General features: G+C 67.6%; 17 protein-coding genes. 5 read left to right on the top strand and 12 right to left on the bottom strand.

The annotated features are described in order from the left end of the window. Nucleotides 1-73 precede the first annotated feature (73 nt). Together WS89_RS18555 and WS89_RS18550 are read right to left on the bottom strand one after the other, a co-directional pair. Nucleotides 74-622 carry an RBBP9/YdeN family alpha/beta hydrolase gene (locus tag WS89_RS18555; RefSeq protein ID WP_059792552.1) on the bottom strand — a complete coding sequence of 183 codons (549 nt, stop codon included), beginning with the start codon at nt 620-622 and terminating at the stop codon, nt 74-76. A gap of 185 nt (nt 623-807) precedes the next feature. After that, nucleotides 808-1,017: an ornithine acetyltransferase gene (locus tag WS89_RS18550; RefSeq protein WP_006497729.1), complete on the bottom strand. Its 210-nt coding sequence runs from the start codon at nt 1,015-1,017 to the stop codon at nt 808-810. 254 nt (nt 1,018-1,271) lie between these two features. On the opposite strand from WS89_RS18550, the gene WS89_RS18545 reads away from it, so the two are divergent. After that, nucleotides 1,272-2,981, top strand: coding sequence for a glutamine--tRNA ligase/YqeY domain fusion protein (locus tag WS89_RS18545; RefSeq protein WP_059505610.1), 1,710 nt, complete (start codon nt 1,272-1,274; stop codon nt 2,979-2,981). Nucleotides 2,982-3,118: 137 nt separating this feature from the next. Here WS89_RS18545 and WS89_RS18540 read toward each other — a convergent pair whose 3' ends face one another. The 3 genes from WS89_RS18540 to WS89_RS18530 form a co-directional block, all read right to left on the bottom strand. Beyond that, nucleotides 3,119-3,589 (bottom strand): NUDIX hydrolase, encoded by a 471-nt coding sequence (locus WS89_RS18540; protein WP_059505608.1) that lies wholly within the window; start codon nt 3,587-3,589, stop codon nt 3,119-3,121. 11 nt (nt 3,590-3,600) lie between these two features. After that, nucleotides 3,601-3,987, bottom strand: a complete 387-nt coding sequence (locus tag WS89_RS18535; protein WP_059792550.1) for a hypothetical protein — start codon at nt 3,985-3,987, stop codon at nt 3,601-3,603. A gap of 125 nt (nt 3,988-4,112) precedes the next feature. Then, nucleotides 4,113-5,462: a cytochrome-c peroxidase gene (locus WS89_RS18530; protein ID WP_059792548.1), complete on the bottom strand. Its 1,350-nt coding sequence runs from the start codon at nt 5,460-5,462 to the stop codon at nt 4,113-4,115. Nucleotides 5,463-5,685: 223 nt separating this feature from the next. On the opposite strand from WS89_RS18530, the gene WS89_RS18525 reads away from it, so the two are divergent. Next, nucleotides 5,686-7,272, top strand: coding sequence for an acid phosphatase (locus WS89_RS18525; protein ID WP_059505602.1), 1,587 nt, complete (start codon nt 5,686-5,688; stop codon nt 7,270-7,272). Between the two features lie 108 nt (nt 7,273-7,380). Here WS89_RS18525 and WS89_RS18520 read toward each other — a convergent pair whose 3' ends face one another. The 6 genes from WS89_RS18520 to WS89_RS18495 are packed head-to-tail and all read right to left on the bottom strand — an operon-like array spanning nt 7,381 to nt 13,084. After that, nucleotides 7,381-8,919 carry an alginate export family protein gene (locus WS89_RS18520; RefSeq protein WP_059792620.1) on the bottom strand — a complete coding sequence of 513 codons (1,539 nt, stop codon included), beginning with the start codon at nt 8,917-8,919 and terminating at the stop codon, nt 7,381-7,383. Further along, on the bottom strand, nt 8,916-9,614 hold the full coding sequence (locus WS89_RS18515; protein ID WP_059792547.1) for a YoaK family protein: 699 nt from the start codon (nt 9,612-9,614) through the stop codon (nt 8,916-8,918). The genes WS89_RS18520 and WS89_RS18515 overlap by 4 nt, the downstream gene beginning before the upstream one ends. Beyond that, nucleotides 9,611-10,525, bottom strand: a complete 915-nt coding sequence (locus WS89_RS18510; RefSeq protein ID WP_059505599.1) for a VOC family protein — start codon at nt 10,523-10,525, stop codon at nt 9,611-9,613. The genes WS89_RS18515 and WS89_RS18510 overlap by 4 nt, the downstream gene beginning before the upstream one ends. A 26-nt stretch (nt 10,526-10,551) precedes the next feature. Then, on the bottom strand, nt 10,552-11,004 hold the full coding sequence (locus WS89_RS18505) for a DoxX family protein (protein ID WP_059792545.1): 453 nt from the start codon (nt 11,002-11,004) through the stop codon (nt 10,552-10,554). A 1-nt stretch (nt 11,005) separates the two neighbouring features. After that, the gene (locus WS89_RS18500; RefSeq protein WP_059792543.1) at nt 11,006-12,898 is read right to left on the bottom strand and encodes an amidohydrolase; all 1,893 of its coding nucleotides are present in this window, start codon (nt 12,896-12,898) and stop codon (nt 11,006-11,008) included. A gap of 18 nt (nt 12,899-12,916) precedes the next feature. After that, nucleotides 12,917-13,084: a DUF1427 family protein gene (locus tag WS89_RS18495; protein ID WP_059792541.1), complete on the bottom strand. Its 168-nt coding sequence runs from the start codon at nt 13,082-13,084 to the stop codon at nt 12,917-12,919. A gap of 96 nt (nt 13,085-13,180) precedes the next feature. On the opposite strand from WS89_RS18495, the gene WS89_RS18490 reads away from it, so the two are divergent. After that, on the top strand, nt 13,181-14,104 hold the full coding sequence (locus WS89_RS18490; RefSeq protein WP_059505704.1) for a LysR family transcriptional regulator: 924 nt from the start codon (nt 13,181-13,183) through the stop codon (nt 14,102-14,104). Between the two features lie 66 nt (nt 14,105-14,170). Here WS89_RS18490 and WS89_RS18485 read toward each other — a convergent pair whose 3' ends face one another. Then, complete coding sequence (locus WS89_RS18485) at nt 14,171-14,857, bottom strand: hydrolase (RefSeq protein ID WP_059792540.1); 687 nt, start codon at nt 14,855-14,857, stop codon at nt 14,171-14,173. A gap of 273 nt (nt 14,858-15,130) precedes the next feature. Here WS89_RS18485 and WS89_RS18480 point away from each other — a divergent pair, with 273 nt between their 5' ends. After that, nucleotides 15,131-15,391 (top strand): XapX domain-containing protein, encoded by a 261-nt coding sequence (locus tag WS89_RS18480; protein ID WP_059792538.1) that lies wholly within the window; start codon nt 15,131-15,133, stop codon nt 15,389-15,391. A gap of 25 nt (nt 15,392-15,416) precedes the next feature. Next, on the top strand, nt 15,417-16,997 hold the full coding sequence (locus WS89_RS18475; RefSeq protein WP_059502099.1) for a cation:proton antiporter: 1,581 nt from the start codon (nt 15,417-15,419) through the stop codon (nt 16,995-16,997). Nucleotides 16,998-17,023 lie beyond the last annotated feature (26 nt).

Below are 17,023 nucleotides of genomic sequence, written 5' to 3'. Positions count from 1 at the left end.
TCGCGGCGCCAGGCGCACGCGACGACAACGGTCGAATCGAACAGCCGCGACTCGCGCGCGACGCGCAGACGAACTAACGTGCGAGCGCATCGAGCCAGCCGCGCGCTTGCGGCCAGTCGCCGAGCCCGCTGTCCGCGTTGATGTGGCCGCGCGGGCCGAGCTCGTGGAACGTGCTGCCCCACGCGTTCGCGCAGCCGCGCGCGAACGCGAGCGAACCGTACGGATCGTCGCTGCTTGCGACGACGCAGGTCGGAAACGGCAACCGTTCGTGCGGCACCGGGCCGAAGCCGTGCGCGTCGGCCGGAAACGCCGGCCCGGCGGGATCGGGCAGCGCGACCAGCAGCGCGCCGCGCACTTTCGCGAGCGCGGCCGGCCGCGCGTAGCGGGTCGCCCACCATGCGGCGGTCAGCGTGCCGAGACTGTGGCCGGCGATCAGCACCGGCCCGCGCGCGGCTTCGATCGCCCGGTCGAGCGCGAGACACCAGCCGTTGCGGAATGCCCGCTCCCAGTCGGGCATCGCGACGCGCACGAAACGCGCGTCGGCGCGCTCCCAGCGGCTTTGCCAGTGGAACGGACCGGAGTTGCCGTAGCCCGGCAGCACGAATACGAGGGGGTCGCTCATGAAAGGATTCGTCGACGAATGAAGTCGTTATGTGGCGTCGACGAAGTGTCGCACACCCATTCCTCCCTGATGCTGCCTGTCGAAAAATGGAAGAGGTGTGCGGGCGGGCCGTTACGCGTACGGAACGGCGTCACGCCCGGCCGGCATCGCGCGAGCACGCTCAGGCCCGCGCACGCCGGCGTGGATCAGCGCACGCCTGCGCCGACCAGGCCGCCTGCCGCCGCCCCGGCGACCGTGCCGACCGGCCCGCCCGTGATCAAGTAGCCGAGCGCGCCGCCCGCGGCCGCGCCGATACCGGCATTGCGCTGCGTATGCGTCATCGCGCATGCGCCGAGTTGCGAAAGAGCCGCGACGATCACCGCGGTACGAACGAGAAAAGTGGTCTTCTTCATCATGATTATTGGCTTCCTCCCGCCACGCAAAAATTGCGAATGGCGGCATTGAATCGGTGAAGCCATCATAGGAAAAGCCGAACGGCCCCGGCAATCCGATTTACGTCGTGTTACAGCCGACACACACTCGATATATTGCGGTACGCATCGCGAACGCACGCCGCCCGACCGGCAGGCCGCGCGGGACGGACCCCGGTCAGGTAGAATTACAAGATTAAACCGGCGCGACGCGCCGACACAACCCTGACGCCAACCGCATGAGCACCGAACGCAACGACGCCCCCGCGGCTTCCAATTTCATCCGCAACATCATCGACGACGACAACCGCACCGGCAAATGGGGCGGCCGCGTCGAGACGCGCTTCCCGCCCGAGCCGAACGGCTATCTGCACATCGGTCATGCGAAGAGCATCTGCCTGAACTTCACCGTCGCGCGCGACTACGGCGGCGTGTGCCACCTGCGCTTCGACGACACGAACCCGGAAAAGGAAAGCGTCGAATACGTCGACTCGATCGTCGACGCGGTGCGCTGGCTCGGCTTCGACTGGCGCAAGGACGCGGTCGATCATCAGTATTTCGCGAGCGACTACTACGACAAGCTGTACGAATTCGCCGAGTTGCTGATCCAGCGCGGCAAGGCGTACGTCGACAGCCAGAGCGCCGACGAAATGCGCGCGAACCGCGGCTCGCTGACCGAAGGCGGCAAGCCGTCGCCGTTCCGCGACCGCTCGCCCGAGGAAAACCTCGACCTGTTCCGCCGCATGAAGGCCGGCGAGTTCAAGGAAGGCGAGCACGTGCTGCGCGCGAAGATCGACATGGCTTCGCCGAACATGAACATGCGCGACCCGGTGATCTACCGGATCCGCTACGCGCACCACTACCGCACCGGCGACGCATGGTGCGTGTATCCGATGTACGACTACACGCACTGCATCTCGGATGCGCTCGAAGGCATCACGCATTCGCTGTGCACGCTCGAGTTCGAGGATCACCGCCCGCTGTACGACTGGGTGCTGAACGAGCTCGCGGAAGCCGGCGTGTTCACGCGCCCGCTGCCGCAACAGATCGAATTCTCGCGGCTGAACCTCACGTACGCGATCACCAGCAAGCGCAAGCTGCTGCAACTCGTCACCGAAGGCCACGTCGACGGCTGGGACGACCCGCGCATGCCGACGATCGTCGGCATACGCCGTCGCGGTTTCACGCCGGAGAGCATTCGCCTGTTCTGCGAGCGGATCGGCGTGACGAAGATCGATTCGTGGATCGACATGAGCATCTTCGAAGGCGCGCTGCGCGACGACCTCGACGAAAAGGCCGCGCGGACGGTCGCGGTGCTCGATCCGCTGAAGCTCGTGATCGACAACTATCCGGAAGACCTCGAGGAACCCTGCACGGCGCCCGTGCATCCGCATCATCCGGACCGCGGCGTGCGCACGTTCCCGATCTCGCGCGAACTGTGGATCGAGCGCGAGGATTTCGTCGAGAATCCGCCGAAGGGCTATTTCCGCCTGTTCCCGGGCAACAAGGTGCGCCTGCGCTACGGCTACGTGATCGAATGCACGGGCTTCGACAAGGACGCCGACGGCAACGTGACGGCCGTGCACTGCAACTACTTCCCGGACAGCAAATCGGGCACCGAAGGCGCGAACACCTACAAGGTCAAGGGCAACATCCACTGGGTCAGCGCGAAGCACGCGCAGCCGGCCGAAGTGCGGATTTACGATCGCCTGTTCAAGGAACCGCACCCGGACGCGGGCGGCGCGAACTTCCTCGAAGCGCTGAACCCCGATTCGAAGAAGATCGTGCAGGCGTACCTCGAGCCGGGCAACGGCGACGTCGCACCGGAAACGCGCCTGCAGTTCGAGCGCCACGGCTACTTTGTTGCCGACCGTGTCGATTCGAAGCCGGGCAAGCCGGTGTTCAACCGGATCGTCGGGCTGCGCGACAGCTGGGGCAAGCCGGCCTGACCGCCCTGCTCCGCGCGGGTGGCGTGCGGCTTCGCAAGCCGCCGTTGCCTGCCCATGAAAAAACCGGCTCCAGGGCCGGTTTTTTCATGGGCGTGCGCCGAACGGCGGCGGGCGGCAGCGCAAGCCGCGGCGCTCGTTCACGCGCCCGACAACCGCCGATGCAGCTCCGCCAGCGACAGCTTCGTGCGAAACAGCCGCGCGAGACTGCGGCTCGCATAGGCGTCGATGTCGCCCGGCACGGTCCAGCGGTACGCATCCATCTCGGGGATCATCGAGCCGTCGCGGCGGCTCGGAAACAGCGAAGTACACGTGCAGCGCTCGGGATCGATCTCGCCTTCGGCCACCTGCACCGCGAACAAGTGCAGATCTTTGTCGTGCCGGTATGCGAAGCGGCCGAGATCGAGCAACCGTGCCGGCGCGAACTCGATGCCGGTTTCCTCCAGCAGTTCGCGCAGCGCGGCGTCGGCCGGCGTCTCGCCCGGTTCGCCCTGCCCCTTCGGAATATCCCAGTGCGTGGTGTCCGTCGCGTGCGCGAGAAACACGCGGCCGGCCGCATCGAGAATCACGACGCCGCACGACACCGTGCGCGGCGCGCCGCCCCGCTTCATGACGCGCGTGCTCAGCGCTTCTGCAGTTGCCACTTGCCCGCGGCCGTCTTGCAGTAGACGGGCTTGAGCGTCATCGTCTGGCCCTTCGCGGTGATTTCGGTCGCGACTTCACGGCAGGTCTTGCCGTCCGTCTCGGTCGTGCTCGGCGTGAGCTTCGCATCGATCTGCGTGCCGCGGCCGCTGCTCTGCCACGTCGTGGTTTCGCCGTCCTTGCCTTCGTCGCGCGCCTGCACGACCGCCTTGGTGAGCGACGCGCGGTCGGCCTTGCTGAAATAGCTGATCGGCGTGTCGTTCAGGAAATTCAGGTTGTTCTGCGCATGGGCGGGCAGCATCGCGGCTGCGCACGCGGCGCCGGCCAGCACACGCGTGACGACGGAAAGGGATGCACGCATCGACATGTTTTTTCTCCTTGGATGTTCGATCGAACGGCGCGGCGCATGCCGGCGAACCGGCAACCGGCCCTCCGGCATGCGCCACGCCCGTCAGCGAGCGAGCATAGCATGCGTGCTGTAATGATTGCCTTCTAGGGCTTGGCCGGCGCGGCCGTTTGCCGATATCCGTCAGTCAGCGTGCCGAGGAACGCGATCACGTCCTTGATCTCGGCCGCGTTCAGCGCCGGCTGCTCGCCGCGCTTGCGGTCGAACGGCGGCTCCCGGTTGATGTTCTGCCAGTAGCGCTTCGGCAAATCGTCGTAGATCTGCACCTTGCCGTGCACGACCGGGTAGAACTTCTCCGGATGAATGTCGCGTTCGACGTAGAAGCGCATCACGTCCTCGAGCGAGTGATACACGCCGTTGTGGAAGAACGTCTTGCGCAGCGCGACGTTGCGCAGCGACGGCGTGCGGAACAACCCGCAGAATTCGTCGCGCCCCTTCAGGTCGGTGCGTTCGGGGCCGCACGCGCCGAGATCGTAAAAGCGCGGGTCGCGATTGACGGGCAGCGCGCGGTTGCGCGGCACCGCGATCGCGATCAGCCCGAAATCGCTGAACTGCGGCGGGCCGCCTTCGAGCGTGCGCTGGCTGACGTGGCAGCTCGCGCAGTTGCCCTTCTTCTCGTCGTTGAACAACTGCAGCCCATGCAACTCCGCGGGCGTGAGCTGCGCGCGGCCGGCCAGATACGCGTCGTATTTGCTCGTGTACGGATCGAACAGCGCCGGCTGCTGCTGGAATGCGTCGAGCGCGCGCAGCACCGCATCGAACGTCGCCTGGTCGTCGCCGAGAACCTTGTCGCCGAATGCATTGCGGAACGCGTCGGCATACGGTGCGGCGCGAACCGCCTTCGCGACTCGCGCGGGCGAACTGCTCATCTCGAACGGCGACGTGAGCGGAATGCGCGCCTGCGCATCGCGCGTATCGACGCGACCGTCCCAGGTGAGCCCGCCGGTCGGACCCGCGTCGATGCTTTCGTCGCCTTCGTCCGGCGAATCGTGGAAGTGCTCGCTGAACGGCGGGATGCCGCGCAGGTACTTCAGCGACGGCACCGCGCGAAAGCCGGTACGGTGCATGTCGTCGCCGCCGAGCTGCACCGACAGCGCGTTCGGCGGCCCGAACGCATGCTCGGCGCTATGGCACGACGCGCAAGCGAGTTTGCCCGAGCCGGACAGCGACGGATCGAAGAACAGCTGCTTGCCGAGTGCCGTCATCTGCTTCACGCCCTCGAACACCTGTGCGCGCGTCTGCGGCTGGCCGGCCGGCGCGACCGCCGGGACGGCCGGGGCGGCCTGAGCCGCCGGGACGACGGACGCGGCCGACGCATTCGTGCCGGGCCGTGCGTCGCAACCGGCGAGCGCCGCGAGCGTGCCGGCCACCGCGAACGCCGCCGCGGCGGGGATCAGCGATCGCGCGGACGCGAAGGATTTCAGAAGGGTGTGCATCGTCGTTGTTCTAGTAGCGGTGGGCAACCGGCCGGAGCTTATGTCAGTTCCGTGACCGTTGAATGACGTTCGACCGACAGTCAATTGAAAGCGCCCCTACACCCGGCTGTCAAATCGGTTCCAGATAATGCGCGCAGCCGGGCGGTACCGCGAGGTTCGTGCGCCGGCCCTCCCGCCACCCGGTTCCCACACGCGACCAACGACGAATGAGAGAGAACATCGCATGAAGAAGCACGCCTGGATTCGCTATACGCCGATCGCCCTTGCGGCCGCGCTCAGCCTGACCGCCTGCGGCGGCGACGACGTCACGCAGCAGGGCCTGTCGGCCGTCAAGAACGTCGTCGTGATCTACGCCGAAAACCGCAGCTTCGACAACCTGTACGGCAATTTCCCGGGCGCGAACGGTCTGCAGAACGTGACGGCCGCGAACTCGGTGCAGAAGGATCGCGACGGCTCGACGATGGCGACGCTGCCGAAGGTCTGGGGCGGCCTGACCGCGACCGGCATCACGCCGGCGGTGACCGAAGCGATGACGGCGAACCTGCCGAACGCGCCGTTCGCGATCGACGATCCGAAAGGCTTCAACCAGTCGATGAGCATCGCGACGCGCGACATCGTGCACCGCTTCTACCAAGACCAGATGCAGATCAACGGCGGCAAGAACGACATGTACGCCGCCTGGACCGACGCCGGCGGCCTGACGATGGGCCACTACACGGCCGATCCGTCGAAGCTGCCGCTGTGGAAGATCGCGCAGCAGTACGTGCTTGCGGACAACTTCTTCATGGGCGCGTTCGGCGGGTCGTTCCTGAACCACCAGTACCTGATCTGCGCGTGCGCACCGTACTACCCGAACGCCGACAAGAGCCCGGCGGCCGGCAAGATCGCCGTGCTGAACGCCGACGGCAAGTCGCTGAAGGTGGCCACGAACTCGCCGGCTTCCGCGCTGAGCGGCCCGCCGAAGTTCGTCAACGACGGCGCGCTCACGCCCGACTTCTACGGCGTCAACACGATGCAGCCGGCGTATCAGCCGAGCGGCAACAAGGCGGCCACGGGCGGCGACCCGCTGCTCGCCGATCCGGCCAATCCGTCGACGATGCCGCCGCAGACGGCGACCAACATCGGCGACCTGCTGACCAATGCGGGCGTGTCGTGGGCGTGGTACGGCGGCGCATGGGGCCAGGCGCTGCAGGCGAGCCAGAACGGCACGTCGAACGTGATCTACGGCGCCGACCTGTCGACGCCGAACTTCCAGCCGCACCACCAGCCGTTCAACTACTTCGCGAACCAGGCGCCGGGCACCGCGAGCCGCGCGCAACACCTGCTCGACGGCGGCGCGAATGGCGCCGAGTTCATCAAGGCGATCGATGCGGGCACGCTGCCGCAGGTCGCGTTCTACAAGCCGCAAGGGAACCTGAACGAGCACCCGGGCTACACGGACGTCACCTCCGGCGACCAGCACATCGCCGACGTGATCGCGCACCTGCAGGCCAGCCCGCAGTGGAAGAACATGGTCGTGGTCGTCACGTACGACGAAAACGGCGGTTTCTGGGATCACGCCACGCCGCCGAATGCCGACCGCTGGGGCCCGGGCACCCGCATTCCGGCGCTGATCGTGTCGCCGTATGCGAAGAAGGGTTTCGTGGACCACACGCAGTACGACACGGGTTCGATCCTGCGCTTCATCACGCGCCGCTTCTCGCTGCCGCGCCTCGCGGGCCTGCAGCAGCGCGACGACGCGCTGAAGGCGAACGGCGCGCAGCCGATGGGCGACCTGACGAACGCGCTCACGCTGTCGCCGAACCTGTAATCGCGATCGCGATCGCGAACGGGCCGGGCACGCCGCCGGCTCGCTCGAACGGAGAGCGGCCCCTCGGGGCCGCTTTTTTTCATGGGCGCACGATGCCGCGCGGCGGCGTCACCATCCGTACTTCAGCTCGACGCCGACGTAGTCGGCGTTGTGCCCGCCCGCCTGCCGGATCGCGTCGCCGACCTGGAAATGCACGGCCTCGACCGCGCCGATCAGGTTCGCCGCAATCGTCCAGTCCGCGCGCAACTGCACGTACATGCCCGTCCACGACCCGCCCTTGCCCGCCGTGCCCGGCACCGGGATGTTCGGCTGCTGATAGACGGCATCGCCGGTCGTCTCGCGCCACTGGAAGCCCAGCGCGCCGAGCAGCGACAGGTTCGGCGACGGTTTCAGCGTCACGGACGGCTTCACGTGAATCAGGTTCGCGTAACTCGTATAGCCAGCCAGCGTGAAGTAATAGCCGTTCGGAAACAGCGGATTGAAGGTGCCGACGCGGCCGTCGTGCGGATGCCGGTCGCCCGATGCCGCGTCGACCTGCAGCGCGATGCGCGGCGACCACGGCGCGTCGAGCTTGTAGCCGGCAATCGAACCGACGGCCCACGCGCCGATCGTCGCGTTGCCGACCGTGCCGGTCTGCAGCATCGTTTCGAGATCCCAGTCGAAGCGGCCCTGCGTGCCCGTGTAGCGCACGTCCCATACGTCGCGATGCTCAGGGCCGCTCGCATCGAGGAAACGCGCGCCGCGGCGGTTGTAGCGCGACCAGTAGCCCGACAGATCGCCTGGCCCGACCGACTGCCGCTCGAAGCGCACGCCGCTGAACGTGAGATCGCGATTCGACACGTCATCGAAATCGGACGCGTTGCGGTTCTGCACCGGCTGCGTCGCATAGCCGATGAAGCGCCACTTTCCGTATTCGTAATCGGCCCAGACCGCATCGAACGCCAGCCGCACGTTCGGGCCGTCGCGCGCGGCGATGAAGCGCTGCAGGTCGAACGCCATCTCCTGACGGCCGACGCGGAACTTGACCGTGCCGCCGCCGAGCGCACCCGTGTAGGTCGCGAACGCCTGTTCGAGATCGAGCGGGTTCCTGTCGACCGGCGACACCGCGTTCTTGCCGAACGCGCGTGCGTCCTGCAATTGCGCGAAGAACTGCCAGTGCCGGCCGAGGTGCGCATCGGCGTGCACTTCGATGCGCTGGATCAGGTACGTATCCGATTGCGCGGAGCCGATGCCGAACAGCGGCGCGTCGTTGGTCTCCAGGCGTTCGCGCAGGTTCACGCCGAGCGACAGATAGGAGCCCGGATCGTTGCCGAGCGGGATGTATTTCAACCCGTCGAGCAGCGCATGCGGCACGCAGGGATTCGCGAGCACCGACCAGTCTTCCTGCCAGCGGTTGAACAGCACCGTCGGCCGCTTGGCGGTGCACGTCGACGCGGCTGCGGACGTCGACGCCGGCGCCGAAGCCGATGACACGGTCGACATCGGCGCCGGTTCTTGCGTCGAAGCCGGCGTGATGGTCGAGGGCGACGCGCCTGCCGTTTCCGCACACGCAGCGTCGGCCCCAGCGAACAGCAGTCCCGCGACGACCGACACGCGCGCGGCCCGCTCGAAGCGGCGGCCGCGGCGTCTGCCCCGTCGCTCGATCATGCGCGCTCCTGCGTGGTTGCGCCGGCCGATTGCGTCGCGCACAGCGCAAGCGTCGCGAGCGCGCCGACGGGAAGCAGCAACGCCAGGAACCCGACGTAGCGGAACCCGAGCGCACCGGCCGCCGCGCCGAGCGCGAACGCGACGATCGCCGGCAGCATCTTCGCGAAGCGTGCGCGCGCGGTCGCGCGCACGCTGTCCGCCGTGCCGGGCGACAGCATGTCGACGGCATCCAGGATCGCCTGCGTGACGTTGCCGGTCATCACCGTATTCGGCACGCCGCCCGCGCGGGCGATCACCCGCGGATGCGCGTTCTGCACGCCCATCGCGAACGTGCCCACGATGCCGGCCACCAGCGCGGCGAGGCTGTCGGGCTGCGTGACGGGCGTCGCCCACACGCCTGCCGCGCAGAAGCCCAGCAGCAGCACGGCCTGCACCGCATGCAGCATGCGCGCGCCCTGCCACGCCGGCCGCGCGGACATCGACCGCGCGATCAGGCTGCTCGCGATCACGCCGCACACGAACGCCGGAAACACGCTGAGCTTCAGCACGACACCCTGGCCGAAGCCTGCGATGCCCGCACCGATCAGCACGAAGTTGCCGGTCACGTGCGCGGTGAACAGCCCGAACAGCGCGACGAAGCTCAGCGTGTCGACGAAGCCGGCCACCGCGGCAAGGATCGTGTCCTCGTGCTTCATCGCGCCGCGCTCGCGTGGATTTCGGCGACGTAGCCGCCCGGGAACTGCACGAGCGCCGCATCGCGGCCGTCCGACTTGAACGGCGGCACGAGCACGGTCACGCCCGCGGCTTCGGCCTGCTTCAGCGTCGCGGCGAGATCGGACACTTCGTAGCCGGTCATCTCGCGCCCGAACGGGTAAGGCAGATGGCCGTCCGTCACCAGCACGGTCATCCTGCCGAAGCCCGATTCGATGCGAATGCGGCGGTAGGTATCGTCCGGCCGGCCGATCTCGATGCCCGGCGCCTTCAGGTCGTCGGACACCACCTTGCCTTTCGAGAACTTGACGAAGTCGTGCACGAACTTGCGCGCGCTTTGCGGCGATACGTACACACGGTTCTCGGGGATGGTCTGCAGCGCGTCGTAATGCGGCGCCTGCGTGTGCCAGTACAGCTGCATGTTCACGCCGCCCGCCCACGTGACGATCGCGTCGCGGCCGATCGGATCGGCAAACGTGTCGACGATCACGTCGGCACCGTGCTCGCGCGCCGACTTCACGGCGACGTCCATGTCGGTCACGAGATAGCCGGTGCGCTCCGAGCAGAACGGATACGGGATCGGCGTCTTGAAACCGAATACCGAGATCGTGCCGACCGGCGTCAGCACGAGTTGCGACATCGTCTGGCTCGGCGTCGGCGTGACCTGGAACACGCCCTGCTTCGACTTCTTGCCGCCGAAGGTCGCGACGAAGCTGTCGGTGAAGCGGTCGAAGTCTTCGGGTGCGACGCACACGTGCGTCGTGTCGTACTGCGGGCCGACCGCCACCGTCGGCACCGCCGCAGGCGGCGCCGGCGGTTTCGCGAACGTCGCGGGGGCAGCGGCGAGGCCGCCCGCGAGCATCGCGGCGAGCAGCACGGAACGAAGGGATTTCATCACGGGATGTCCTGATTGTTGCATCGTCATCGAATGGAACGGCCATCATCGGCCGGTTGCCGCGCATCGTCGAGCACGGTCGCGAGCACGAGTGCCGCGATCAGCCCGAGATGCTCGAAAAAGCTGTTGAGCGCCATGAAGTGCTCGGCGCCCGAACGGTTCCAGAAATCGTTCGCCACACACATCGCAACGAGCGTCAGCATGCCGAGGCTGCCGGCGCCGAGCCACGTGAAGCGGCGAAACACCACGCACAGCGAGCCGACGATCTCGACCGCTATCGCGAGCGCTGCCCACAGCGCGGCCGGCTGCAGGCCGAAATGCGCCTGTTCCGCGACCGCGCCGTCGAAATCGAGCGCCTTCGCGACGCCGCCGAGCAGATAGGCGGACACCAGCGCGAGGCGCGCGAGCGGCAGAACCCACGGCTGCGACAGCAGCACGCCGATCCACGCGGGGGTGCCGTAAGCAGTACGCGTCGCCATGTCAGACCGCCCAGCACGAACAGCCGAACGCGCCCCAGAAGCCCTTCGCGTCCGACGTCGGCAACGCACTTGCCCATGCGCTCGCGTGCGCGTGCTGGTGAACGGTGCATGCATTCGCGCAGCCACACGCCGCGGCAGCCGCCGCCGCGCGCTGCAACGGCGCGCCGTTGCGCTGCGTCGCGCCCCAGCCGCCATAGCCGCCAAACTCGCGCACCGGCGACCAGTCCGGCATCGCCGGCGGAATCGGCGCGTCGTGCGACGCGAACGGCCCCGCGCCCCACACGATCTTCCCGTCGACCACCGTCAGCAACGCCGTCGTGGCGGCGATATCGTCCTCCGCGCACGCGAAGAAATCGCGATCCGGGACGATCAGGTCGGCAAGCTGCCCCACCGCGATGCGTCCTTTCTTGCCCTCTTCGTTCGAGAACCACGTCACGTACTCGGTCCACATCCGCAGCGCGGTTTCGCGATCGAGCAGGTTGCGCTGCGGATACAGGCGCATGCCGCCGACCGTCTTGCCCGTCACGAGCCACGCGAGCGACACCCAGGGGTTGTACGACGCGACGCGCGTTGCATCCGTGCCGGCCGACACCTTGAGCCCCTTGCCGAGCATCTTCGCGACCGGCGGCGTCGCCTCCGCGGCTTGCGCGCCGTAGCGCTCGACGAAGTACTCGCCCTGGTACGCCATCCGGTGCTGCACCGCGACGCCGCCGCCGAGCGCGGCGATCCGGTCCATCGACTTCTCGGTGATCGTTTCCGCGTGATCGAAGAACCAGTTCAGCCCTTCGAGCGGGATGTCTTCGTTGACCTTCTCGAACACGTCGAGCGCGCGGCTGATGGTTTCGTCGTAGGTCGCATGCATGCGCCACGGCCAGCGGTTTTCCGCGAGCACGCGCACGACGCCTTCGAGATCGTCCTCCATCTGCTCGGGCAGGTCCGGACGCGCGACGCGGAAGTCTTCGAAGTCGGCCGCGGAAAACGCCAGCATCTCGCCCGCGCCGTTATTGCGGAAGTAGTCGGTGCCGTCGTGGTACTTGACGCTCTTCGTCCAGTTCACGAAGTCTTCCTTCTCCGCGTTCGGCTTCTGCGTGAACAGGTTGTACGCGATCCGGATCGTCATCTCGCCCGCGTCGTGCAGCTTGCGGATCACTTCGTAATCCTCCGGATAATTCTGCGATCCCCCACCCGCGTCGATCACGCCGGTCACGCCGAGCCGGTTCAGCTCGCGCATGAAGTGGCGCGTCGAGTTGTACTGATACTCGAACGGCAGCTTCGGCCCCTTCGCGAGCGTCGCGTAGAGAATCGTCGCGTTCGGGTTCGCGAGCAGCAGGCCGGTCGGATGGCCGGCGGCATCGCGCAGAATGGTTCCGCCCGGCGGCTCCGGCGTGTCCTTCGTATAGCCGACCACCCGCAGCGCCGCCGCGTTCAGCAGCGCGCGGTCGTACAGGTGCAGGATGAATACGGGCGTGTCCGGCGCGACTGCATTGAGTTCGTCGATCGTCGGCAGCCGCTTCTCCACGAACTGATGTTCGGTGAAGCCGCCGACCACGCGCACCCACTGCGGCGCGGGCGTCACGGCGACCTGACGCTTGAGCATCTCCATCGCGACCGCGAGCGACGGCACGCCGTCCCAGCGCAGTTCCATGTTGTAGTTCAGGCCGCCGCGAATCACGTGCGTATGGTTGTCGATCAAGCCCGGCAGCACGGTGCGGCCGCCAAGGTCGACGACCTTCGTCGCGCGGCCAGCGAGTGGCACGATCTCCGCGTTGCCGCCCACCGCGACGAAGCGGCCGTCCTTGATCGCGACGGCGGTCGCGACCGGATTCGCACGATCGAGCGTCGTGATGCGCCCGTTGTGAAGGATGAGATCGGGTTGGGTATCGGTTGCGCTCATGAAATGTCCTCGATGCGGTCAAAAGCCGAGCCAGTGACGAACCGGCGCGATGGCCTGCACGCCGACCAGCATGCCGGCGAGGCCCACCAGCGCGACCAGCGGCGGCGCCGGCGAGCGCACCCCGATCGCGCTGTACACGACGCCGATCAGCATGCCGGCGCCCAATGAAAATAAATACGATTCCATAACGTTTTCTCCCGGCCGGATTAGAATCACCCGCATCGCGAGGCCGCGCGCGCGGCGCATCGCATCCGTTTCGCTTGCCTGCCATCCCTTCCGACCATGCAACACCTTCCTGATCTCGAAGCCTGGGCCATCTTTGCGCGCGTCGCCGAGACGGGTTCGTTCGCTAAAGCCGCCGACCTGCTGGGCGTATCGCAACCCACCGTGTCGAAAGCGGTCGCGCGCCTCGAAAAGCGCCTCGGCGCGATGCTGCTGTACCGCACGTCGCGCAAGCTGTCGCTCACACCGACCGGCGAACTGCTGCGCGACCGTGCGATCCGCCTGCTCGCCGATGCGGAGCTGATCGAAAACGAAGCGTCCGCGCAGGCACTCGAACCGCATGGCCTCGTGCGCGTGAATGCGCCGATGTCGTTCGGGCTGCACCATTTGTCGCCGGTGCTGCCCGCGTTCCTCGAGCGCTATCCGCGCGTCGACATCGACCTCGTGCTGACCGACCACATCGTCGACATCGTGTCCGGCGGCTTCGACGTCGCGATCCGCATCGCCGAACTGGCCGATTCGTCGCTGCGTTCGCGCCGCTTGTGCGCGGTGCGCCGGCCACTCGTCGCATCGCCCGCGTATCTCGACCGGCACGGCCGGCCCACGCATCCGCGCGACATCGAACAGCACGTGTGCCTCACCTACACGAACCTGCCGACGCCCGAGTACTGGCGCTTTCGTCACACGGTATCGGGCGACGACTTCGGCGTGAACGTGCACGGACGCATTCGCTCCAACAACGCCGACGTGATCGTCCCCGCGCTCGTCGCCGGTCACGGCCTCGCGCTTCAGCCCGAATTCCTGGTGTGGGACGAGCTGCAGCGCGGCGCGCTCGAAGAAGTGATGAGCGACTGGAAGATCGCGGACATCAACGTAAACCTCGTCACGCCCCCCGGCATGCTGCGCGCCGCGCGCGTGACGGTGCTGCTCGCTTTCCTCGCCGAACATTTCTCGCGCGCGCCGTGGGCGCTGCCCGCCGCCTGAACGCGCGACAGCCGACGGCACGTGATCGCCGCGGTAGCCGCTGCGGCGATCGCGGCCGACGGCCCGTTACTTCGCCGGTACGGCAGGGATCGACTCGTGCGGCGTCGCGGTGCGCTGCGGCGCCTTGTGGACCATCGTGTACGCGTAGTCGACGCCCATCCCGTATGCGCCCGAATGCTCCTTCGCGATCGCCATCACCGCGTCGTACGAGTCGCGGCGCGCCCAGTCGCGCTGCCATTCGAGCATCACCTGCTGCCACGTGACCGGCACCACGCCGGCCTGCACCATGCGCTGCATTGCGAAGTCGTGCGCGGCTTGCGTCGTGCCGCCCGATGCGTCGGCGACCATGTAGATCTCGTAGTCGCCTTCGAGCATCGCGCACAGCGCGAACGTCGTATTGCAGACTTCGGTCCACAGGCCCGACACGACCACCTTCTTGCGGCCGTTCGCGGCCAGCGCGTCGCGCACCTTCTGGTCGTCCCACGAATTCATCGACGTGCGTTCGAGCGTCTTCTGGTTCGGGAACACGTCGAGCAGCTCGGGATAGGTGTGGCCCGAGAAGCTGTCGCTTTCGACCGTCGTGATCGTGGTCGGGATGTTGAAGACCTTCGCGGCCTTCGCGAGCCCGACGACGTTGTTCTTCAGCGTCTGGCGATCGATCGACTGCACGCCGAACGCCATCTGCGGCTGCTGGTCGATGAAGATCAACTGGCTGTTCTGCGGCGTCAGTACTTCAAGCTTCGGGTTGCTCATGGCGAATGGAGTCCTGTGAACGATAAAAGAGGGGCCTGCCTCGACCGCGACAGCGGGAGGAGCCCGGAATGCGTCGGCGCCGGATCGTCATCCGCGCGGCAATATTTAAGCCGCAAACGCACGGCGCGAACACCCAAGAAACGGAATCGATCCGATTCCCGAACGGATGCCCGTTCGGGGCTGCCCGCCCTTTTTTTCTTCACGCAAACCCGATACGCTTTCAAGACTTTGACGGTGCCGCTCCGGCGCCGCTCGGCCACCACCAGGCGCACCATGAAACCGTATGTCTTGTCGCTGCTCGCCGGCATCCTCGCCGGCGTCATCTACGGCGCGATCGGCGTGAACTCGCCCGCACCGCCGGTCATCGCGCTCGTCGGCCTGCTCGGCATGCTGGCCGGCGAACAGATCCTGCCGGTCGCGCGGCGCGTGCTGGCCGGCCACCGGCTGCACACCGCATGGCGCGATGCCAAGTGCAGCCAGCACATGTTCGGCGCGCTGCCGGGCGGCGCCGCGAACGATCGCAAGCCTTCGTGATCCACCCCATCGCCGCCCGCCACGCATGACCAACGTCGAGCTGTTCCATTACCTGCTGCTGTTGATCTGCGGCGCGGGCGCCCTCACGTGGCTCGCCGAGCGGATCTCGATTCCACCGGCCGTCGTGCTGCTGCTCGGCGGCTGCGTGGTCGCCGTCGCCGGCAAGCGCGTGCCCGACATGGACCCGGCGCTGCTGCTCGCGGCAGTGCTGCCGCCGCTGTTGATGTCGAGCGGCTTCTACACCGCGTGGAAGGAATTCCGGCAGGAACTCGCATCGATCGCGTCGCTCGCGCTCGGGGCCGTGGCGTTCACGACCGTCGCGGTCGCGCTCGCCGTGCATGCGGCGAATCCCGCGCTGCCGTGGGCCGCGTGCTTCACGCTCGGCGCGATCGTGTCGCCGCCCGACGCGGTCGCCGCGAAAGCGATCCTGCAGCGCCACCCGTTGCCCGCACGGCTCGTCGCGGTGCTCGAAGGCGAAAGCCTCGTCAACGATGCGTCGGGCCTGCTGCTGTACCAGATGGCCGTGTCGGCCGCACTCGCCGCGTCGATCACGGCGGCGAGCGCCACCGGCCTGTTCTTCTCGCTCACGCTGATCGGCATCGCAGTCGGCCTCGCATGCGGCCACGCGATGTGCTGGGTGCTGCAACGCCTGCGCGAGCCGATGCTCGGCATCGTCGTGACCTTCGCGATGGCATGGGGCAGTTACGGGATCGCGGAAGCCGTCGACGGCTCGGGCGTGCTGTCGGTCGTCACCTGCGGCCTCGTGCTGGGCGTGCGCCAGCATCGCGTGTTCGACGCCGACATGCGGATCAAGGCGAAGGCGACGTGGGAAGCGATCGTGTTCGTGCTCGACGCGCTCGTGTTCATCCTGATCGGCCTCGCGCTGCACGCGATCCTCGCGCGCGTGAACCACGAAGGCGCGGTGCTGATGGCCGGGCTGCGGGTCGCGCTGCCGGCGACGGCCGCCGCGATCGGCGCGCGCGTGGTGTGGGTGTTCGTCGCGATGTGGCTGCCGGGCCGCCTGCGCGCCCGGCGCACGGGCCACGCGCCGTGGTCGTGGCGCGAGGCCGTCGTGCTCGGCTGGTCGGGCATGCGCGGCGTCGTGAGCCTCGCGGCCGCGATCGCGCTGCCCGCCAACTTCCCCGGCCGCGACCTGATCCTGTTCAGCACGTTCCTGCTGATCATCGCGACGCTCGTCGTGCAGGGCGGCACGCTCGCGCCGCTGATCCGCGCGCTGAAGCTGCGCCCGGCCGTGCGCCGCACGATGTCCGAGCACGCGGTGCGTGCGCACACGTTCGGCGCAGCGCTCGCCGAACTCGATGCGCGCGAACAGCGTGGCGCCGGCCTCGAACGTGCATCGCTCGACCGGCTGCTGACCGAATACCGCAACCGCGTCGCGTTCAACGAACGCGCGCACCGCGACGGAGCGGCGCCCGCGGACGTACGCGCGCGGATGCTGCGCGTCGAGCTCGAGCTGGTTGGCGTGTCGCGCGGCGCGCTGCTCGACCTGCATCGCGACGGCAAGGTCGACGACGCGGTGCTGCACCGCATAGAATCGGAGCTCGATTTCGAGGAGCTGCGGCTGCAGCGCCTGCTCGAACCGTAACGCCCGGCCTGCCCGGCCGGCCCGTC

Origin of the sequence: Burkholderia sp. MSMB1072 (assembly GCF_001524725.1) — a bacterium.
In the GTDB taxonomy this organism is placed as follows: Bacteria; Pseudomonadota; Gammaproteobacteria; order Burkholderiales; family Burkholderiaceae; genus Burkholderia.
Note: the sequence above shows the minus strand (reverse complement) of the source record. Positions and strands in the feature narration are given on the sequence as shown.

Excerpts from the sequence above, each read along its gene's own strand:
- WS89_RS18555 (WP_059792552.1), bottom strand. The coding sequence starts at position 622 with ATGAGCGACCCCCTCGTATTCGTGCTGCCGGGCTACGGCAACTCCGGT.
- WS89_RS18550 (WP_006497729.1), bottom strand. The coding sequence starts at position 1,017 with ATGATGAAGAAGACCACTTTTCTCGTTCGTACCGCGGTGATCGTCGCG.
- WS89_RS18545 (WP_059505610.1), top strand. The coding sequence starts at position 1,272 with ATGAGCACCGAACGCAACGACGCCCCCGCGGCTTCCAATTTCATCCGC.
- WS89_RS18540 (WP_059505608.1), bottom strand. The coding sequence starts at position 3,589 with ATGAAGCGGGGCGGCGCGCCGCGCACGGTGTCGTGCGGCGTCGTGATT.
- WS89_RS18535 (WP_059792550.1), bottom strand. The coding sequence starts at position 3,987 with ATGTCGATGCGTGCATCCCTTTCCGTCGTCACGCGTGTGCTGGCCGGC.
- WS89_RS18530 (WP_059792548.1), bottom strand. The coding sequence starts at position 5,462 with ATGCACACCCTTCTGAAATCCTTCGCGTCCGCGCGATCGCTGATCCCC.
- WS89_RS18525 (WP_059505602.1), top strand. The coding sequence starts at position 5,686 with ATGAAGAAGCACGCCTGGATTCGCTATACGCCGATCGCCCTTGCGGCC.
- WS89_RS18520 (WP_059792620.1), bottom strand. The coding sequence starts at position 8,919 with ATGATCGAGCGACGGGGCAGACGCCGCGGCCGCCGCTTCGAGCGGGCC.
- WS89_RS18515 (WP_059792547.1), bottom strand. The coding sequence starts at position 9,614 with ATGAAGCACGAGGACACGATCCTTGCCGCGGTGGCCGGCTTCGTCGAC.
- WS89_RS18510 (WP_059505599.1), bottom strand. The coding sequence starts at position 10,525 with ATGAAATCCCTTCGTTCCGTGCTGCTCGCCGCGATGCTCGCGGGCGGC.
- WS89_RS18505 (WP_059792545.1), bottom strand. The coding sequence starts at position 11,004 with ATGGCGACGCGTACTGCTTACGGCACCCCCGCGTGGATCGGCGTGCTG.
- WS89_RS18500 (WP_059792543.1), bottom strand. The coding sequence starts at position 12,898 with ATGAGCGCAACCGATACCCAACCCGATCTCATCCTTCACAACGGGCGC.
- WS89_RS18495 (WP_059792541.1), bottom strand. The coding sequence starts at position 13,084 with ATGGAATCGTATTTATTTTCATTGGGCGCCGGCATGCTGATCGGCGTC.
- WS89_RS18490 (WP_059505704.1), top strand. The coding sequence starts at position 13,181 with ATGCAACACCTTCCTGATCTCGAAGCCTGGGCCATCTTTGCGCGCGTC.
- WS89_RS18485 (WP_059792540.1), bottom strand. The coding sequence starts at position 14,857 with ATGAGCAACCCGAAGCTTGAAGTACTGACGCCGCAGAACAGCCAGTTG.
- WS89_RS18480 (WP_059792538.1), top strand. The coding sequence starts at position 15,131 with ATGAAACCGTATGTCTTGTCGCTGCTCGCCGGCATCCTCGCCGGCGTC.
- WS89_RS18475 (WP_059502099.1), top strand. The coding sequence starts at position 15,417 with ATGACCAACGTCGAGCTGTTCCATTACCTGCTGCTGTTGATCTGCGGC.